The sequence below is a fragment of the Micromonospora sp. HUAS YX12 genome, from assembly GCF_040215685.1.
GTDB classification, from domain to species: Bacteria; Actinomycetota; Actinomycetes; order Mycobacteriales; family Micromonosporaceae; genus Micromonospora; species Micromonospora tulbaghiae.
Genome location: NZ_CP157974.1, coordinates 2,786,450 through 2,801,952 on the forward strand (window position 1 = coordinate 2,786,450; position 15,503 = coordinate 2,801,952).

Here is a 15,503-nt window from a genome sequence, read left to right on the forward strand (position 1 = left end):
ATCGGCCACCGGTTCCGGTTCACGCCCGAGCCCGTCGTGACGACGGGGAGCAGCGACGGCGACCCGGCGACCACCGACGAAAGGACCGAGGCGACATGAAGCCCAACATCCACCCGGAGTACGTGACCACCGAGGTCCGCTGCTCCTGCGGCAACACCTTCACGACCCGCAGCACCGCCAAGGGCGGCGCCATCAGCGTCGAGACCTGCAGCGCCTGCCACCCGTTCTACACCGGTAAGCAGCGCGTGCTGGACACCGCCGGCCGGGTCGCGAAGTTCCAGCAGAAGTACGCCAAGGTTCAGGCCAAGAAGGCCAAGTAGCTCCGTCGACGACGCCCGTGTCCGGCTCCTGCCGGGCACGGGCGTTCGTCCGTTTGCGCCGGTTTTCGTCTCCAAGGAGCATCCGCAGCATGAGCAGTGAGCGCCTGGCCGCCCTCCTCGACGAGTACGCCGAGCTGGAGCGGCGGCTGGCCGACCCGGCCATCCACGCCGACCAGGGCACCGCCCGGCGGGTCGGCCGTCGGTACGCCGAACTGGTCCCGCTGCACAAGGCGGCCGGTGAGCTGGAGCAGGCCCGCGCCGACCTGGCCGCCGCCCGGGAACTGGCCGCCGAGGACGCGACGTTCGCCGCCGAGGCGGACAGCATCGCCGCCTCCCTGCCGGCCCTTGAGGAACGGCTCGCGGAACTGCTCATCCCGCGCGACCCGCACGACGCCAAGGACGTCATCGTCGAGATCAAGGCCGGCGAGGGCGGTGAGGAGTCCGCGCTGTTCGCCGGTGACCTGCTGCGGATGTACACCCGGTACGCCGAGCGGCACGGCTGGGTCACCGAGGTGATCGACGCGCAGGACTCCGACCTCGGCGGCGTCAAGGACGTCTCGCTGGCGATCAAGAGCAAGGGCGTGCCGGAGGGCGGCAACGGCGTCTGGTCCCGGCTCAAGTGGGAGGGCGGCGTGCACCGGGTGCAGCGCGTCCCGGTCACCGAGTCGCAGGGCCGCATCCACACCAGCGCCGCCGGCGTGCTGGTGCTGCCGGAGGCGGAGGACGTCGACGTCACCATCGACCCGAACGAGCTGCGTATCGACGTGTTTCGCTCGTCCGGCCCCGGTGGGCAGTCGGTGAACACCACCGACTCGGCAGTACGGATCACCCACGTGCCGACCGGCATCGTGGTCTCCTGCCAGAACGAGAAGTCGCAGTTGCAGAACCGGGAGCAGGCCATGCGTATCCTGCGCGCCCGGCTGCTGGCCGCCGCCCAGGAGCAGGCGGACGCGGCGGCGTCGGACGCCCGCAAGGCGCAGGTCCGCACCGTGGACCGGTCCGAGCGGATCCGCACCTACAACTTCCCGCAGAACCGGATCACCGACCACCGCATCGGCTACACCGCGTACAACCTCGACCTGGCGCTGGCCGGCGAGCTGGACGGGGTGCTCGACGCACTGGCCGAGGCGGACCGCGCGGCCCGGCTGGCCGGCGAGACCGAACTGTCCCGCCGCTGACCGCCGGGGGTGTTAAGCGGGGGCCCTTCCTCTACCGGAGGCGTTAACAAGGGCCCCCTCCTTACCGCTCAGCTCGCCCGCAGCCGCGCCTTGGCGTGCAGCATCTCCCGGTCGGCCAGCTCGAACGCGGCGCCCAGCGCCTCCCGGACGCTCACAGTGGTGCTGCCGTCGACCTCGGCGAAGCCGATCGTCACCCCGACCGGCGTGCCCGGGACCAGGGACTCCCAGTCCTCGGTGCGGACGGCCGCCTCGATCCGGCGGGCCACCTCGACCGCCTCCGCCATGCCGGTGTCGGGCAGCACCACGACGAACTCGTCGCCGCCGTAGCGCGCCACGAAGTCGCCCCGCCGCATCACCCGGTTGATCACCCCGGCGATCCGTTGCAGCACCAGATCCCCGGAGTGGTGGCCGTGCCGGGTGTTCACCGCCTTGAACCCGTCGAGGTCGCAGACGCCGATCACCACCCGCTCGCCCCGGGACACCACGGCACCCAGGTAGCGCTCCAGCCGGCGCCGGTTGGGCAGGCCGGTGAGCGGGTCGGTGAGCGCCTCGCCCTCGTACCGGGCCGCCTCGCGGCGCATCTCCTCGTGGTCGATCCGGGCGGCGATGCCGTCGATGTAGACGTCCCGCAGCCGGTCGCTGCGCCGCGCCGCCAGCCGGAACGCGTGCCGGTCGGCCCGGTGCGCGCCCGCGTGGTCACCGGCCCGGGCCAGCGCGACGCTGCGCAGCCGGGGCGCCTCGGCCGCGCCGAGCGTCTCGTCGGAGACCCGCAGCGAGTCCAGCCGGGTGACCGCCTCGATCGGGCGGCCGGCGGCCACCGCGAGGCAGACCTGACCGAGCTGGCGCAGGTCGCGGGCGCGGGCGCTGTCACCGCCGTGGCCGAGCAGCCGGGTCGGGTCGGCGTCCCCGGCGGACTCCACCCGGTCGCCGAGCGCGGCCCGGCGGGCGGCGGCGTAGCCGTACGCGGTCACGCTGCTCGGGCGCAGGTTGCCGGCACCCCCGCCACGCAGGAACCGGGCCAGGTCACCGGCGACGTCGCGGAGCACCCGCAGGCAGCCGTCGCTGTCGCCGTTGTGGTCGAGCGCGACCGCGTTGCGCAGCCGGATCCCGGGCGCGGCGAACGTCTCCTCGGGGATGCCGACGCTGAGCCCGACCTCCCGGGCGCGCTCGATCGCGCCGAGCGCGTGGCCGTGGAAGCTGAGGTACGAGTACGCCATCGCCAGGTCGTGCCAGCCCCAGGCGGTGTCCCGGTCGGGGGTGTCGTCGGCGCCGAGCGCGCGGGCGGCCCGGACCAGGTGCATCACGCACCTGTCCAGCGCGCCCTGGTGGTGGGCGGCGAGCGCGGCCAGCGCGTTGAGGTGCCCGTGCAGGTAGGGCTCGGTCAGGTCGCGCACGGCGGCGGAGGCGTCCTCGACGGCCCGGGTGAACTCGGCGGTGCGGCCGAGATTGATCAGCGCGGACAGGCGTTGCACCAGCGCGTCGGCGCGGGCGTACGGGTCGTCGGTGGTGCGGATGACGCGGTCGAGCAGGGCGCACGCCTCCGCGGACCGGCTGGCCTCCTGGAGTGACCGAGCGCGTCGGAGAGCGTCAACCTGGTCCTCGACCTGGTCGAGCCAGCCCACTCGCGACCTCCCTGCGGTGTGCGCCCGGACGCACCCGCTCGTGAGGCGGGCCGGGACGCCTCATGATTATTGCGTGACCGCACTCCCGCAACACCCGTCCGAAGGGACAGAACGCGAACGCCCCTCGCTGGTGATCGCCCGGGTGGCGCGCGCGCTCGCCGCGGCGGGCGTCGAGGCGCCCCGCGCCGAGGCCGAGCAGCTCGCCGCGTACGTCCTTCAGGTGCCGCGTGGCCGGCTGGCGCTCGCCGACGGCTTCACCCCGGCGCAGCGCGACCGCCTGGACGCGCTCGTCGGGCGGCGGGTGACCCGGGAGCCGTTGCAGCACCTGCTCGGCTCGGCCGGTTTCCGGCACCTGGAGCTGGCCGTCGGGCCGGGCGTGTTCGTGCCCCGGCCGGAGACCGAGCTGCTGGCCGGCTGGGGGATCGAGCGGGCCCGGGAGTACGCCGAGCCGCTCGTGGTCGACCTGTGCAGCGGTTCCGGCGCGATCGCCCTCGCGGTCGCGCAGGAGGTGCCGGGGGCCCGGGTGGTGGCGGTGGAACGGTCCCCGGCCGCGCTGGCGTGGCTGCGGCGCAACGCGGCCGGCCGGGCCGCCGCCGGGGACCGGCCGATCGAGGTGGTGTCCGCCGACGTGACCGATCCGGACCTGCTGGCCGACCTGGCCGGACGGGTCGACGTGCTGCTCTGCAACCCGCCGTACGTGCCGAGGTCGGTCCCGGTGCCGCCGGAGGTGGCCGGGCACGACCCGGACGAGGCGGTGTTCGGCGGCGCGGACGGACTGGACGTGATCCGGCCGGTGGTCGGCCGGGCCGCCGTGCTGCTGCGCCCGGGCGGCGCGATCGGCATCGAGCACGACGACACGCACGCGGCGGCGGTGCCGGCGCTGCTGCGCGCAGACGGACGCTACGACCACGTCGCGGAACACCGGGACCTCGCCGGGCGGCCCCGCTGGGCGAGCGCGTCCCGGCGGGCGGACGGCACCCACGACGACCCGGCCCCGGCGTGGCAGACTGACTCCTCGTGATGCTCTACGACTGTCGGTCGCCCGCCGACCGGGACCGCGGCATCGCCGCTGCCATCGAGGCGGTCAAGAACGGGGAACTCGTCGTCCTGCCGACCGACACGGTCTACGGCATCGGGGCGGACGCCTTCACCCCGTACGCGGTGAAGGCCCTGGCGGACACCAAGGGCGGCGCCCGGCAGGCGCCCCCGGTGCTAATCGGTTCCCGGCACACGCTCGACGGCCTGGTCTTCTCGCTGCCCGGCGCGGCCCGCGACCTGGTCGAGGCGTTCTGGCCCGGCGCGCTGACCATCGTGGTGGAGCACTCGCCGAGCCTGGCCTGGGACCTGGGCGACAACAGCGGCACGGTGGCGGTGCGGATGCCGCTGCACCCGGTCGCGCTGGAGGTGCTGCGGGAGACCGGGCCGATGGCGGTCGCCTCGGCCAACAAGATCGGCCAGCCCGCCGCGCTCACCGCCGAGGAGGCGCGCGACCAGCTCGGCTACGGCGTCCGGGCGTACCTGGAGGCCGGGCCGGCGGTGGACCCGGTGCCGAGCACCATCGTCGACCTGACCGGCGACGTGCCGCGGGTGCTGCGCGAGGGCGCGGTGACGCTGGTGAAGCTGCGGGAGGTCGTGCCGGACATCCTCGACGAGCGGGGGGTCTGAGTGCCGCCCTTCACCGTCCTGCACGTCTGCATGGGCAACATCTGCCGGTCGCCGATGGCCGAGCGGCTGCTGCTGCTCGCGATCCGGGAGCGGCTGGCCCGCCTCGACGTCGACCCGGCCGGGTCGGACGCGCTCGTGCACAGCCACAGCGCCGGCACCGGCGGCTGGCACGCGGGCGAGGAGATGAACCCGCCCGCCGCCCGGCAGGTGCTCTCGCGCGGCGGTGACACCGAGGGGTTCGCCGCCCGGCGGCTGCGCTCCGACCTGATCGACGCCGCCGACCTGGTGCTCACCGCCACCGCCGACCAGCAGGAGTACGTGGTGGCGTTGCGGCCGGACGCCGCCGCGCGCACGTTCGTCCTCGGTGAGTTCGGCCGCCTGCTCGGCGGGCTGGACCGGTCCGCCCTGCCGCCGGCCGAGCCGACGCCGGACGCCGTGTACGCGCGCGGCGTCGCCCTCGTCGCGGCCGCCGACGCGGCCCGGCAGAACGCCACCGCGCTGCCCACCGACGACCTGGACGACCCGTGGGGCCGGGGCGACCAGTGCTTCAGCCGGGTCGCGGACGAGATCGAGGAGACGGTGCAGCCGCTGGCTGCCGCGCTGCTGCCCTGAGATTCATCCTTTCTCGCGAACTTCCTGCGCATTTCGCGGAAGGTGTCGGCGAAAGCGGGCATTCCGGTCATTCTGAACGGGTCCGTACGGCCGGCTCCTGCGGGGAGAGCTGATGAACCGGGCCTATCTCGACAAGCTGTTCACCGTTGTGCTCGCCGGCGTGCTCGCCGGACTGGCACTGGCCGCCGCCGCACTGCCGGCCGCGCTGGTCTTCGGGCTCGGCGTGAAGAACCTGATGCCGTACACGGCGCTGCCGGAGGCGCTCAAGACGCCGCAGCCCGCGCAGCGCTCCAACCTGTACGCCAACGACGGGCGGACGCTGATCACCTCGTTCTACGTCGAGGACCGGGTGGACGTGCCGGTCGGCGAGGTGGCACCGGTGATGCGCGACGCCATCGTGGCCGCCGAGGACGTGCGCTTCTACGAGCACCACGGCGTCGACGTGCGCGGCGTGGCGCGGGCGTTCACGGCCAACCGCCGCGAGGGCACCCGCCAGGGCGCCTCCACGCTGACCATGCAGTACGTGCGCAACGCGCTGGCCGGTGACCCCCGCCTGACCGAGGAGCAGCGCGCCGCCGCCACCGAGATCACCGTCGGGCGCAAGATCCGCGAGATGCGGTACGCGCTGACGCTGGAACGGCAGATCGGCAAGGACGAGATCCTCGGGCGCTACCTGAACATCGCGTACTTCGGCGCCGGGGCGTACGGCATCGCCGCCGCCAGCAAGCGCTACTTCTCCACCACACCGGACCGGCTCACGCTGGCCAAGGCCGCGCTGCTCGCCGGGCTGGTCCGGTCCCCGGCCGACGACCCGATCAACGGGGACGCCGGCGCGGCCCGGCAGCGCCGGGCGTACGTGCTGGACCGGATGGTGGAGACCGGACGGGTGACCGCGGCCGACGCCGAGGCGGCGAAGGCCACGGAGCTGGCCCTCAAGCCCAACGCCACGCCGAACGACTGCGCCGCGGTGCCCGCCGACCACAACGACTGGGGCTTCTTCTGCGACTGGTTCACCCAGTGGTGGAACGCCCAGCCGGCGTTCGGCGAGAACGTCGACGAGCGGCAGCGGACGTTGCGCCGCGGCGGCTGGAAGATCGTGTCCTCGCTCGACCCGGACGTGCAGGCCAAGGCGAGCGAGCAGGTGCGGGAGATCTACCCGGAGACGATCGCGCGGGCGGCGCCGACCGCCGTCGTGCAGCCGGGCACCGGCCGGGTGCTGGCGATGGCGGTGAACCGCACCTACGGCACGACCGCCAACCCGGACGGGCAGCAGAACTACCCGAACACGGTCAACCAGCTCGTGGCCGGCGGTGGCGGCATCACCGGCTACCAGGCGGGCTCCACGTTCAAGCTGTTCGCGCTGCTGGCCGCGCTGGAGTCCGGGCTGCCGCTGGACACCGAGTTCGACGCGCCGCGCGTCTACGTGACGCAGTACCCGGTCGGCGCCGGCCCGGCGAGCTGCGGCGGCCGGTGGTGCCCGGCGAACGCCAACACCTACTGGATGGACGGCGACCGGGACATGTGGGACGCGTTCGGCCGCTCGGTGAACACGTACTTCGCGTGGCTGACCGAGCGCGTCGGCGCGGACCGGGTGGTCGAGATGGCCCAGCGGCTGGGCATCGTGTTCCGCGCCCCGGCCGACGCCGAGATGGCCCGCGAGGGCGCCGAGAGCTGGGGACCGTTCACGCTCGGCGTCTCCGCCACCACGCCGCTGGACCTGGCCGGCGCGTACGCCGCGGTGGCCGCCGAGGGCACCTGGTGCCGGCCCACGCCGGTCACCTCGATCACCGACCCGGCCGGACGGAGGGTGGCCGCCGGGAACACCGACTGCCGGCAGGTGCTCGACACCGAGGTCGCCCGCGCGGCGGCCGACGCCAGCCGCTGCCCGGTCGGCGACCAGTCCATGTACCGGCGCTGCGACGGCGGCACGGCCGAGGAACTGGCCCCCGGCCTGCGCCGGCCGGTGGCGGGCAAGACCGGCAGCTCGGAGCGGAACGCCACCGAGACGGTCGTCGCGTTCACCCCGCAGCTCTCGGTGGCGACGATCGCCGCGAACCCGGACGACCCCCGGGACGCGGTCGGCGGCGGCGTGCAGAAGCGGCAGATCGCCGCCGTGGGCCGCATCCTCGCGTGGTCGCTGCGCGACGAGCCGGTACGCGACTTCGTCCCGCCCGGCCAGGCCGTAGCCTTCCAGCACACCAGCCCCCGAACCGGCAACTGACCCCGCCGCCCCACCGGGCGGGGCGGTCAGCCGGGGTGTTCGGCGCCTCGGGCTATGTTGCGGGCCATGCCGCCGAAGACGACCGCGTGGAACGGGGCCACCGAGGCCCAGTAGAGGTGGCCGGGCAAGCCGTGCGGGAGGAACACGGCGCGCTGGACGTAGCGGCTGCGGCCGTCCTCGTCGGGCTCGGCGCGCATCTCCAGCCAGGCCCGCCCGGGCAGCCGCATCTCGGCGCGCAGCCGCAGCAGCTCACCCGGGACGATCTCCTCGACCCGCCAGAAGTCCAGCGCCTCGCCGACCTGGAGCCGGTGCGGGTCGCGCCGTCCCCGGCGCAGCCCGACGCCGCCGACCAGCCGGTCCATCCAGCCGCGCACCGACCAGGCCAGCGGGAACGAGTACCAGCCGTGCTCGCCGCCGACGCCCTCGATGACCCGCCACAGCGCCTCCGGCGGCGCGTCCACCGCCCGCTCCCGCAGATCGGTGTACGCGGTGCCGCCGGACCAGTGCGGGTCCGACGGCAGCGGCTCGGCGGGCGCGTCCGGCCCGCTCGCGTTCGACCAGCGCGTCTCCACCTGTGCGTCGCGCACCTTGCTCAGCGCCAGCGCGACCGCCTGGTCGAAGCCGGTCAGCCCCTCCGGCGGGTCCGGCACGTACCGGGCGATGTCGTGCTCGTGCGCCACCGCCTCGTGCACCAGGCTCTCCACCAGCGGCCGGGCGATCGCGTTCGGCACCGGGGTGATCAGGCCGACCCAGTGCGAGGAGAGCGACGGGGTGAGCGGGCGTACCGGCAGGATGACCCGGGGCCGCAGCCCGGCCACCCGGGCGTAGCGCTGCATCATCTCGGTGAAGGTCAGCACGTCCGGGCCGCCGATGTCGAAGGCCCGGTTGACGTCGGCCGGCAGGTGCGCGCAGCCGGCCAGGTAGCGCAGCACGTCCCGGACCGCGATCGGCTGGATCCGGTTGCGTACCCAGCGCGGGGTGACCATCGCCGGGAGCCGCTCGGTCAGGTAGCGCAGCATCTCGAACGACGCCGAACCGGATCCGATGATCACGGCGGCGCGCAGCACCGCTGCGGGCACGCCGCCGTCCAGCAGGATCCGCGCGACCTCCGCCCGGGAACGCAGGTGCGCCGAGGGCAGGCCCTCGCGCTCGGCCGGCTCCGGCCCGCCGAGATACACGATCCGGCGTACGCCCGCGGCGCCCGCCGCCTCGGCGAAGTTCGTCGCCGCCTCCCGGTCGGCCGCCTCGAAACCACGCTGGCCCAGCGAGTGCACCAGGTAGTACGCGACCTCGATGCCCGCGAACACGGCCGGCAACGTCTCCGGCCGCCGGAGGTCGCCCTCGACGACCTCCGCCTCGGCCGCCCACGGCACGTCCCGCAGCCGCCCGGCGGTGCGGGCCAGGCAGCGTACGGTGTGCCCCTCGGACAGCAGCCGGGGCGCGAGGCGCCCGCCGATGTAGCCGGTAGCGCCGGTGACGAGGCATCTCACGGCATCCAGTGTGCGGCTCCGTAGACTCCTCTGCTGTGGAGAACGCGAGGGACACCTTCTGGGGACCGGACTTCCAGCAGCTCAGTACCGTCGATCCGGAGATCGCCGAGGTGGTGCTGGGCGAGCTGGACCGGCTGCGCGGCGGCCTGCAACTGATCGCCAGCGAGAACCTCACCTCGCCCGCGGTGCTGGCCGCGCTGGGTTCCACGCTCACCAACAAGTACGCCGAGGGCTACCCGGGGCGGCGCTACTACGGCGGCTGCGCCGAGGTGGACCGGGCCGAGGAACTGGCCGTCTCCCGGGCGAAGGAGCTGTTCGGCGCCGAGCACGCGAACGTCCAGCCGCACTCCGGGGCGAGCGCCAACCTGGCCGCGTACGCTGCCCTGGTGCAGCCGGGTGACACGGTGCTGGCCATGGACCTGCCGCACGGCGGGCACCTGACCCACGGCAGCCGGGTGAACTTCTCCGGCAAGTGGTTCCACCCGGTCGGCTACACCGTCCGGCGGGACACCGGGACGATCGACTACGACGAGGTACGCGACCTGGCCCGCGCGCACCGGCCGAAGATGATCATCTGCGGTGCGACCGCGTACCCGCGCCTGATCGACTTCGCCCGCTTCCGGGAGATCGCCGACGAGGTCGACGCGTACCTGATGGTGGACGCCGCGCACTTCATCGGCCTGGTCGCCGGCGGCGCGATCCCGTCCCCGGTGCCGTACGCCGACGTGGTCACCGCGACCACCCACAAGGTGCTGCGCGGCCCGCGCGGCGGCATGATCCTCTGCCGGGAGCCGCTGGCGGCCCGGATCGACAAGGCGGTCTTCCCGTTCACCCAGGGCGGCCCGCTGATGCACGCCGTCGCGGCCAAGGCGGTCGCGCTGCGCGAGGCCGCGCAGCCCGAGTTCCGCACGTACGCCACCCAGGTCGTCGCCAACGCCCGCGCGCTCGCCGACGGCCTGGCCGCGGAGGGGCTGCCGCCGGTCTCCGGCGGCACCGACACCCACCTGGCCCTGCTCGACCTGTGCGAGACCGGCGTGACCGGCGCCCAGGCCGAGGCCCGCTGCGACGCCGCCGGCATCACGCTCAACAAGAACGCGATCCCGTACGACCCGCAGCCGCCGGCGGTGGCCTCCGGCATCCGGGTGGGCTCGCCGAGCGTCACCACCCAGGGCATGCGGGAGGGCGAGATGCGCCGGATCGCGGGGCTGATCGGGCGCGCGGTACGCACCGATCCGGCCGCTCCCGGTGGCGCCGACGCGCTGGCCGGGGTGGCCCGCGAGGTCACCGAGCTGGTCGCCGCCTTCCCGGCGTACCCCCGATGACGGCGCCACGGGCGGGTGAGCCCGGCGCGATCCGGTCCCGGCTGAACCACCTGCGCCTACCGTTGCTGGCGTGCGCGGCCCTCGCGGTGGTGGGGGTGCCGGCGGCGGCGCTGCTGCGCGGCCCGACCGGGGCGGCCGGCTTCGCGGCCGGGGTGGCGCTGGTGATCGTCAGCTACCTGATCTCCAGCCTCTCGGTGGCCTGGGCGGACGCCATCCACCCCCGGATGATCATGTCGGTCGGGCTGGTCACCTACGCCACCAAGATCGTGATCCTGGGCGTGGTGATGGCCGCCGTGGCGGCCACCGGCTGGCCCGGTCTGCCGGACATGGGCGTGGCGATCATCGCGGCGGTGGTGGTGTGGACCGGCGCCCACCTGACCTGGGCGATGAGGTCACCGCTGCCCACATTCGAGCGTCGCGACGACGGCGAGTGAGTTCGCCGAATCGTGTCCGGTCCGGCGGGTGCCCTGACGGGCGCGACAGGAGTAACGTGGCGCCAGGTTGACGCGCCCGCAGCACGGCCCGCACGCTCTCCGCAGTGTGGGGGGTGCCGCACATCCCCGCGCGGCGCTGCTGATATTGTTCGCCACGTCATGGCCGATGACCCCCACTCCCACAAGTCCGACGAGCACTCGTCGGAGGGTGTGGCAGGCGCCGTCGTGGGTTACCTGCTCGCCGGCATTCTGGTGTGGGGTGGCCTCGGCTGGTTGGCGGAACGGTTCCTCGGTCTGCCAGCCGGCATCGGGGTCGCCGTCGGCATGATGCTCGGCGCGGCCGGGGCGATCTACCTGATCATGAAGAGGCTCAGTGCCTGAGTTCCGGCACACGCGGGTCTGTTGAGTGCGGAGGATGACACGGTGAGCGGACAGCTGGTCGTCGCCCAGGACCTTCCCTGGCCCCCCAGCGTCGGGGATTTCTACCCGCCGAACGTGGCCGGCCCCTGGGTCACCAAGTTCAGCATCATGATCTGGATCGCCGTCGCGCTGCTGATCATCTTCTTCGTGGCCGCGTACCGGAAGCCGAAGCTGGTGCCGGGCAAGGGCCAGTGGGCCGCCGAGGCCGTCTACGGGCTGGTCCGGGACAACATCGCCCGTGAGCAGATGGGCAACGCGGGCATCCGCTTCGCGCCCTACCTCACCGTGCTGTTCAGCTTCATCCTGCTGACCAACATCTTCAGCATCGTGCCCGGCCTGCAGATCTCGCCGAACTCGCACATCGCGTTCCCGATCGTGCTCGCCGCCATCTCGTACGTCATGTACAACTACGTCGGCGTCCGCAAGCACGGCCTCGGCAAGTACCTCAAGCAGAGCCTCATCCTGCCCGGCGTGCCGTGGCCGATGCACTTCCTGCTGATTCCGATCGAGTTCCTGCAGAACTTCGTCGTCCGGCCGGTCACCCTGGCACTGCGGCTCTTCGCCAACATGTTCGCCGGCCACCTGCTCCTGCTGGTCTTCACCGTCGGCGGCTTCGTGATGCTCGGGTCGAGCAGCGTCTTCGTCCAGGCGACCTCGGTCTTCTCCTTCGCGATGGCGATCGTGATGGCCTTCTTCGAGGCGCTGGTGGCGGTGCTGCAGGCATACGTCTTCGTCACGCTGAGCGCCAACTACATCGGCACGTCGCTGGCCGACGAGCACTGAGATCCGGCTCGACGGGCACCCGGCCCGGCCAAGCATCTGGTACCGACCGCGTACACGTGAGCCCTCACGTGTGAACTAGGAGGAATACCTGCAATGAACGTTCTTGCCCAGATCGGTGGCAACGTCAACACCATCGGCTACGGCCTCGCCGCCATCGGCCCCGGTATCGGTGTGGCCCTGGTCTTCGCGGCCTACATCCAGTCGAGCGCTCGCCAGCCCGAGTCGGCCGGCTACAACCGCACCTGGCTGGTGCTGGGCTTCGCCCTGGTCGAGGCGCTGGCGCTGTTCGGCCTGGTGCTCGCCTTCGCCGTTAGCTGACGCGAGCTCTCCCGATCCGGAGGTCTGACATGTATCTCGCCGCCGAAGGCGCGCACAATCCGATCTTGCCGATCTGGCAGGAGATGGTCGTCGGAACGATCTCCTTCGCCCTGCTCGTCTTCGTCCTGCTGAAGTTCGTCATGCCCCGCATGGAGGCGATGTACCAGGCGCGGGTCGACGCGATCGAGGGTGGCATCAAGCGCGCCGAGGCGGCCCAGGCCGAGGCGAACAAGCTGCTCGAGCAGTACCGGGCCCAGCTCGCGGAGGCGCGTACCGACGCCGCCAAGATCCGCGACGACGCGCGGGCCGACGCCGACGGCATCCGCCAGGACATCCTCGCCAAGGCGCGTGAGGAGTCCGACCGGATCATCGCCGCCGGCAAGGAGCAGCTCGCCGCCGAGCGGGCCACCATCGTGCGCGAGCTGCGCACCGAGGTGGGCACCATCGCGGTGGACCTGGCCAGCAAGATCGTCGGTGAGTCGCTCGCCGACGAGGCGCGTCGCAAGGGCACCGTCGACCGGTTCCTGAGCGGTCTCGAGAGCACGGGGGCCCGCTGATGCAGGCCGCCAGCCGGGAGTCGTACCGGGCCGGGGCCGAGCGCCTCGACGCGTACGTCCGCGGCGCGGAGCCGTCGGCGGTGGCCTCCACCGCCGACGACATCCTCTCCGTCGCCGCCCTGCTGCGGCGCGAGCCGCGGCTGCGCCGGGCGCTGTCCGACCCGGCGCGCTCGGGTGAGGACCGCTCCGCTCTGCTCACCGGGATCCTGGGCGGCAAGGTCGGCGCGGACGCGCTCGACCTGCTGACCACGCTGGTCTCCGGTCGCTGGTCGGCCCCGTCAGAGCTGCTCGACGGTGTCGAGCGCCTCGGCGTGGAAGCGCTGCTCGCCAGCGCGGACCTGTCCGGAGACCTGGGCGAGGTGGAGGACGAGCTGTTCCGCTTCGGGCAGGTCGTCGGTGGTTCCGCCGAGCTGTCGAACGCGCTCTCCGACCCGATGGCCTCGGTCGAGCGCCGGGCCGAACTGGCCCGGCAGCTGCTCGCCGGCAAGGCCCAGCCGGTCACCGTCAGCCTCGTCGAGGCCGCGCTCGCGGGCTTCGGGGGACGTTCCTTCACCGGTGCGCTCACCCGGCTGGTCGAGCTGGCCGCCGACCGGCGGGACCGTCAGGTCGCGTACGTGACCGTGGCGGCTCCGCTGAACGACGAGGAGGAGCGACGCCTCGGCGCCCGCCTCTCCCAGATGTACGGTCGGGAGGTGTCCGTCAAGCAGACGGTCGACCCCGACGTGCTCGGCGGAGTGCGCGTACGGGTCGGATCCGACCTGTACGACGGGACCGTCCTGCGCCGCCTCAACGAGACCCGCAACGCGCTCGCGAAGCGCTGACCAGCGTCTTAGCAGCCCTGATTCGACGCCATCGGACCGGTCGGTACTAGGTATCCCGGGCCCCTGATACTTAAGGAAGCAGAGGATGGCCGAGCTGACCATCTCGACGGAGGAGATCCGCGGCGCCCTGGAGCGCTACGTCTCCTCCTACACGGCCGACGTCTCCCGCGAGGAGGTCGGCACCGTCGCCGACGCCGGTGACGGCATCGCCCACGTCGAGGGTCTCCCCTCGACCATGACCAACGAGCTCCTGGAGTTCGAGGACGGCACGCTCGGCGTGGCGCTGAACCTCGACGTCCGGGAGATCGGTGTCGTCGTCCTCGGTGACTTCGGCGGGATCGAAGAGGGTCAGCGCGTCAAGCGCACCGGCCGGGTGCTCTCCGTGCCGGTCGGCGACGCCTTCCTCGGCCGCGTGGTCAACGCGCTCGGCGATCCGATCGACGGCCTCGGCGACATCGCCAACGAGGGCTACCGCGAGCTGGAGCTGCAGGCCCCGAACGTGATGGCCCGGCAGTCCGTCTTCGAGCCGCTGCAGACCGGCATCAAGGCCATCGACGCGATGACCCCGGTCGGCCGCGGCCAGCGCCAGCTGATCATCGGTGACCGGAAGACCGGCAAGACCACGGTCGCGCTGGACGCCATCCTGAACCAGCGGGACAACTGGCGCTCCGGCGACCCGACCAAGCAGGTCCGCTGCATCTACGTCGCGATCGGGCAGAAGGCCTCCACCATCGCCTCCATCAAGGGGACGCTGGAGGAGGCCGGCGCGATGGAATACACCACCATCGTCGCCTCCCCGGCCTCCGATCCGGCCGGCTTCAAGTACCTCGCGCCCTACACCGGCTCGTCCATCGGCCAGCACTGGATGTACGGCGGCAAGCACGTCCTGATCGTCTTCGACGACCTGAGCAAGCAGGCCGAGGCGTACCGGGCCGTGTCGCTGCTGCTGCGCCGCCCGCCGGGCCGTGAGGCCTACCCGGGTGACGTCTTCTACCTGCACTCCCGCCTGCTGGAGCGCTGCGCCAAGCTCTCCGACGAGCTGGGCGGCGGTTCGATGACCGGTCTGCCGATCATCGAGACCAAGGCGAACGACATCTCGGCGTTCATCCCGACCAACGTCATCTCGATCACCGACGGCCAGATCTTCCTCGAGACCGACCTGTTCAACCAGGGCGTCCGGCCGGCCATCAACGTCGGCACCTCGGTCTCCCGGGTCGGTGGCGCCGCGCAGGTGAAGCCGATGAAGAAGGTCGCCGGGTCGCTGCGGCTCAACCTGGCCCAGTTCCGTGAGCTGGAGGCGTTCGCCGCCTTCGCCTCCGACCTGGACCGGGCCTCGCAGAACCAGCTCAACCGTGGCTCCCGGCTGGTCGAGCTGCTCAAGCAGCCGAACTACTCGCCGTACCCGGTGAACGAGCAGGTCGTCTCCGTCTGGGCCGGCACCGAGGGCAAGCTCGACGACGTCCCGGTCGGCGAGATCCGCCGCTTCGAGTCGGAGTTCCTGCAGTACCTCCGGCACAAGCACGAGGGCGTGCTGGCCGCGATCGCCGACAACAAGTGGGACGACGAGATCATCTCGTCGCTCGACTCCGCGATCAGCGAGTTCAAGCAGGTCTTCCTGGGCAAGGAGGACGAGGTCCGGGTCAACGAGGCGCCGGCCAAGCCGCTGGAGGGCGAGGAGACCCGCGAGACGGTGACCCGCTTCCGCGACGGCACCACCGACCGCCCGGCCGAGAGCTGATC

At 72.7% G+C, this 15,503-nt stretch carries 16 protein-coding genes; 14 read left to right on the forward strand and 2 right to left on the reverse strand.

All coding sequences use genetic code 11. From position 1 onward, the window contains the following. Positions 1 to 95: 95 nt before the first annotated feature. Together rpmE and prfA are read left to right on the forward strand one after the other, a co-directional pair. On the forward strand, positions 96 to 320 hold the full coding sequence (gene rpmE / locus ABIH81_RS13570; protein WP_013288272.1) for a 50S ribosomal protein L31: 225 nt from the start codon (positions 96 to 98) through the stop codon (positions 318 to 320). An 89-nt stretch (positions 321 to 409) separates the two neighbouring features. Then, positions 410 to 1,498: a peptide chain release factor 1 gene (prfA, locus tag ABIH81_RS13575; RefSeq protein ID WP_349880577.1), complete on the forward strand. Its 1,089-nt coding sequence runs from the start codon at positions 410 to 412 to the stop codon at positions 1,496 to 1,498. 68 nt (positions 1,499 to 1,566) lie between these two features. Here the strand turns inward: prfA and ABIH81_RS13580 are convergent, their stop codons facing one another. Further along, positions 1,567 to 3,120, reverse strand: coding sequence for a GGDEF domain-containing protein (locus ABIH81_RS13580; protein WP_349880578.1), 1,554 nt, complete (start codon positions 3,118 to 3,120; stop codon positions 1,567 to 1,569). A gap of 73 nt (positions 3,121 to 3,193) precedes the next feature. Here ABIH81_RS13580 and prmC point away from each other — a divergent pair, with 73 nt between their 5' ends. The 4 genes from prmC to ABIH81_RS13600 all read left to right on the forward strand — a co-directional run bounded on the left by prmC (position 3,194) and on the right by ABIH81_RS13600 (position 7,618). Next, complete coding sequence (gene prmC, locus ABIH81_RS13585) at positions 3,194 to 4,141, forward strand: peptide chain release factor N(5)-glutamine methyltransferase (protein WP_349880579.1); 948 nt, start codon at positions 3,194 to 3,196, stop codon at positions 4,139 to 4,141. Further along, the gene (locus tag ABIH81_RS13590) at positions 4,141 to 4,785 is read left to right on the forward strand and encodes an L-threonylcarbamoyladenylate synthase (protein WP_349880580.1); all 645 of its coding nucleotides are present in this window, start codon (positions 4,141 to 4,143) and stop codon (positions 4,783 to 4,785) included. The genes prmC and ABIH81_RS13590 overlap by 1 nt, the downstream gene beginning before the upstream one ends. Continuing rightward, positions 4,786 to 5,397: a phosphotyrosine protein phosphatase gene (locus ABIH81_RS13595; RefSeq protein WP_349880581.1), complete on the forward strand. Its 612-nt coding sequence runs from the start codon at positions 4,786 to 4,788 to the stop codon at positions 5,395 to 5,397. It begins immediately after the preceding gene. 112 nt (positions 5,398 to 5,509) lie between these two features. Then, positions 5,510 to 7,618 carry a transglycosylase domain-containing protein gene (locus ABIH81_RS13600; protein ID WP_349880582.1) on the forward strand — a complete coding sequence of 703 codons (2,109 nt, stop codon included), beginning with the start codon at positions 5,510 to 5,512 and terminating at the stop codon, positions 7,616 to 7,618. A 26-nt stretch (positions 7,619 to 7,644) separates the two neighbouring features. Here the strand turns inward: ABIH81_RS13600 and ABIH81_RS13605 are convergent, their stop codons facing one another. Then, positions 7,645 to 9,108 (reverse strand): SDR family oxidoreductase, encoded by a 1,464-nt coding sequence (locus ABIH81_RS13605; protein ID WP_349880583.1) that lies wholly within the window; start codon positions 9,106 to 9,108, stop codon positions 7,645 to 7,647. Between the two features lie 35 nt (positions 9,109 to 9,143). Between ABIH81_RS13605 and glyA the strand changes: the two genes are divergently transcribed. From glyA to atpA, 8 genes are all read left to right on the forward strand, one after another. Continuing rightward, a complete protein-coding gene (gene glyA, locus ABIH81_RS13610) occupies positions 9,144 to 10,430 on the forward strand; it encodes a serine hydroxymethyltransferase (protein WP_349880584.1) in 1,287 nt (428 codons plus the stop codon). After that, positions 10,427 to 10,864 (forward strand): hypothetical protein, encoded by a 438-nt coding sequence (locus ABIH81_RS13615; protein WP_349880586.1) that lies wholly within the window; start codon positions 10,427 to 10,429, stop codon positions 10,862 to 10,864. The genes glyA and ABIH81_RS13615 overlap by 4 nt, the downstream gene beginning before the upstream one ends. Positions 10,865 to 11,023: 159 nt before the next feature. Further along, positions 11,024 to 11,245, forward strand: a complete 222-nt coding sequence (locus tag ABIH81_RS13620) for a hypothetical protein (RefSeq protein WP_030504733.1) — start codon at positions 11,024 to 11,026, stop codon at positions 11,243 to 11,245. Between the two features lie 42 nt (positions 11,246 to 11,287). Next, positions 11,288 to 12,067, forward strand: a complete 780-nt coding sequence (gene atpB / locus ABIH81_RS13625) for a F0F1 ATP synthase subunit A (RefSeq protein WP_030504732.1) — start codon at positions 11,288 to 11,290, stop codon at positions 12,065 to 12,067. 93 nt (positions 12,068 to 12,160) lie between these two features. After that, positions 12,161 to 12,385, forward strand: coding sequence for an ATP synthase F0 subunit C (gene atpE / locus ABIH81_RS13630; RefSeq protein ID WP_349880587.1), 225 nt, complete (start codon positions 12,161 to 12,163; stop codon positions 12,383 to 12,385). 29 nt (positions 12,386 to 12,414) lie between these two features. Continuing rightward, a complete protein-coding gene (locus tag ABIH81_RS13635) occupies positions 12,415 to 12,942 on the forward strand; it encodes a F0F1 ATP synthase subunit B (protein ID WP_030504731.1) in 528 nt (175 codons plus the stop codon). Beyond that, the gene (locus tag ABIH81_RS13640; RefSeq protein WP_349880588.1) at positions 12,942 to 13,763 is read left to right on the forward strand and encodes a F0F1 ATP synthase subunit delta; all 822 of its coding nucleotides are present in this window, start codon (positions 12,942 to 12,944) and stop codon (positions 13,761 to 13,763) included. The genes ABIH81_RS13635 and ABIH81_RS13640 overlap by 1 nt, the downstream gene beginning before the upstream one ends. 85 nt (positions 13,764 to 13,848) lie before the next feature. Continuing rightward, positions 13,849 to 15,501 carry a F0F1 ATP synthase subunit alpha gene (gene atpA, locus ABIH81_RS13645; RefSeq protein WP_349880589.1) on the forward strand — a complete coding sequence of 551 codons (1,653 nt, stop codon included), beginning with the start codon at positions 13,849 to 13,851 and terminating at the stop codon, positions 15,499 to 15,501. Positions 15,502 to 15,503: the final 2 nt, after the last annotated feature.

Bases quoted from the DNA above. Each gene is read 5' to 3' on its own strand.
- atpA (WP_349880589.1), top strand. From the start codon at position 13,849: ATGGCCGAGCTGACCATCTCGACGGAGGAGATCCGCGGCGCCCTGGAG.
- ABIH81_RS13590 (WP_349880580.1), top strand. From the start codon at position 4,141: ATGCTCTACGACTGTCGGTCGCCCGCCGACCGGGACCGCGGCATCGCC.
- prfA (WP_349880577.1), top strand. From the start codon at position 410: ATGAGCAGTGAGCGCCTGGCCGCCCTCCTCGACGAGTACGCCGAGCTG.
- ABIH81_RS13640 (WP_349880588.1), top strand. From the start codon at position 12,942: ATGCAGGCCGCCAGCCGGGAGTCGTACCGGGCCGGGGCCGAGCGCCTC.
- rpmE (WP_013288272.1), top strand. From the start codon at position 96: ATGAAGCCCAACATCCACCCGGAGTACGTGACCACCGAGGTCCGCTGC.
- atpE (WP_349880587.1), top strand. From the start codon at position 12,161: ATGAACGTTCTTGCCCAGATCGGTGGCAACGTCAACACCATCGGCTAC.
- ABIH81_RS13600 (WP_349880582.1), top strand. From the start codon at position 5,510: ATGAACCGGGCCTATCTCGACAAGCTGTTCACCGTTGTGCTCGCCGGC.
- ABIH81_RS13635 (WP_030504731.1), top strand. From the start codon at position 12,415: ATGTATCTCGCCGCCGAAGGCGCGCACAATCCGATCTTGCCGATCTGG.
- ABIH81_RS13620 (WP_030504733.1), top strand. From the start codon at position 11,024: ATGGCCGATGACCCCCACTCCCACAAGTCCGACGAGCACTCGTCGGAG.
- ABIH81_RS13615 (WP_349880586.1), top strand. From the start codon at position 10,427: ATGACGGCGCCACGGGCGGGTGAGCCCGGCGCGATCCGGTCCCGGCTG.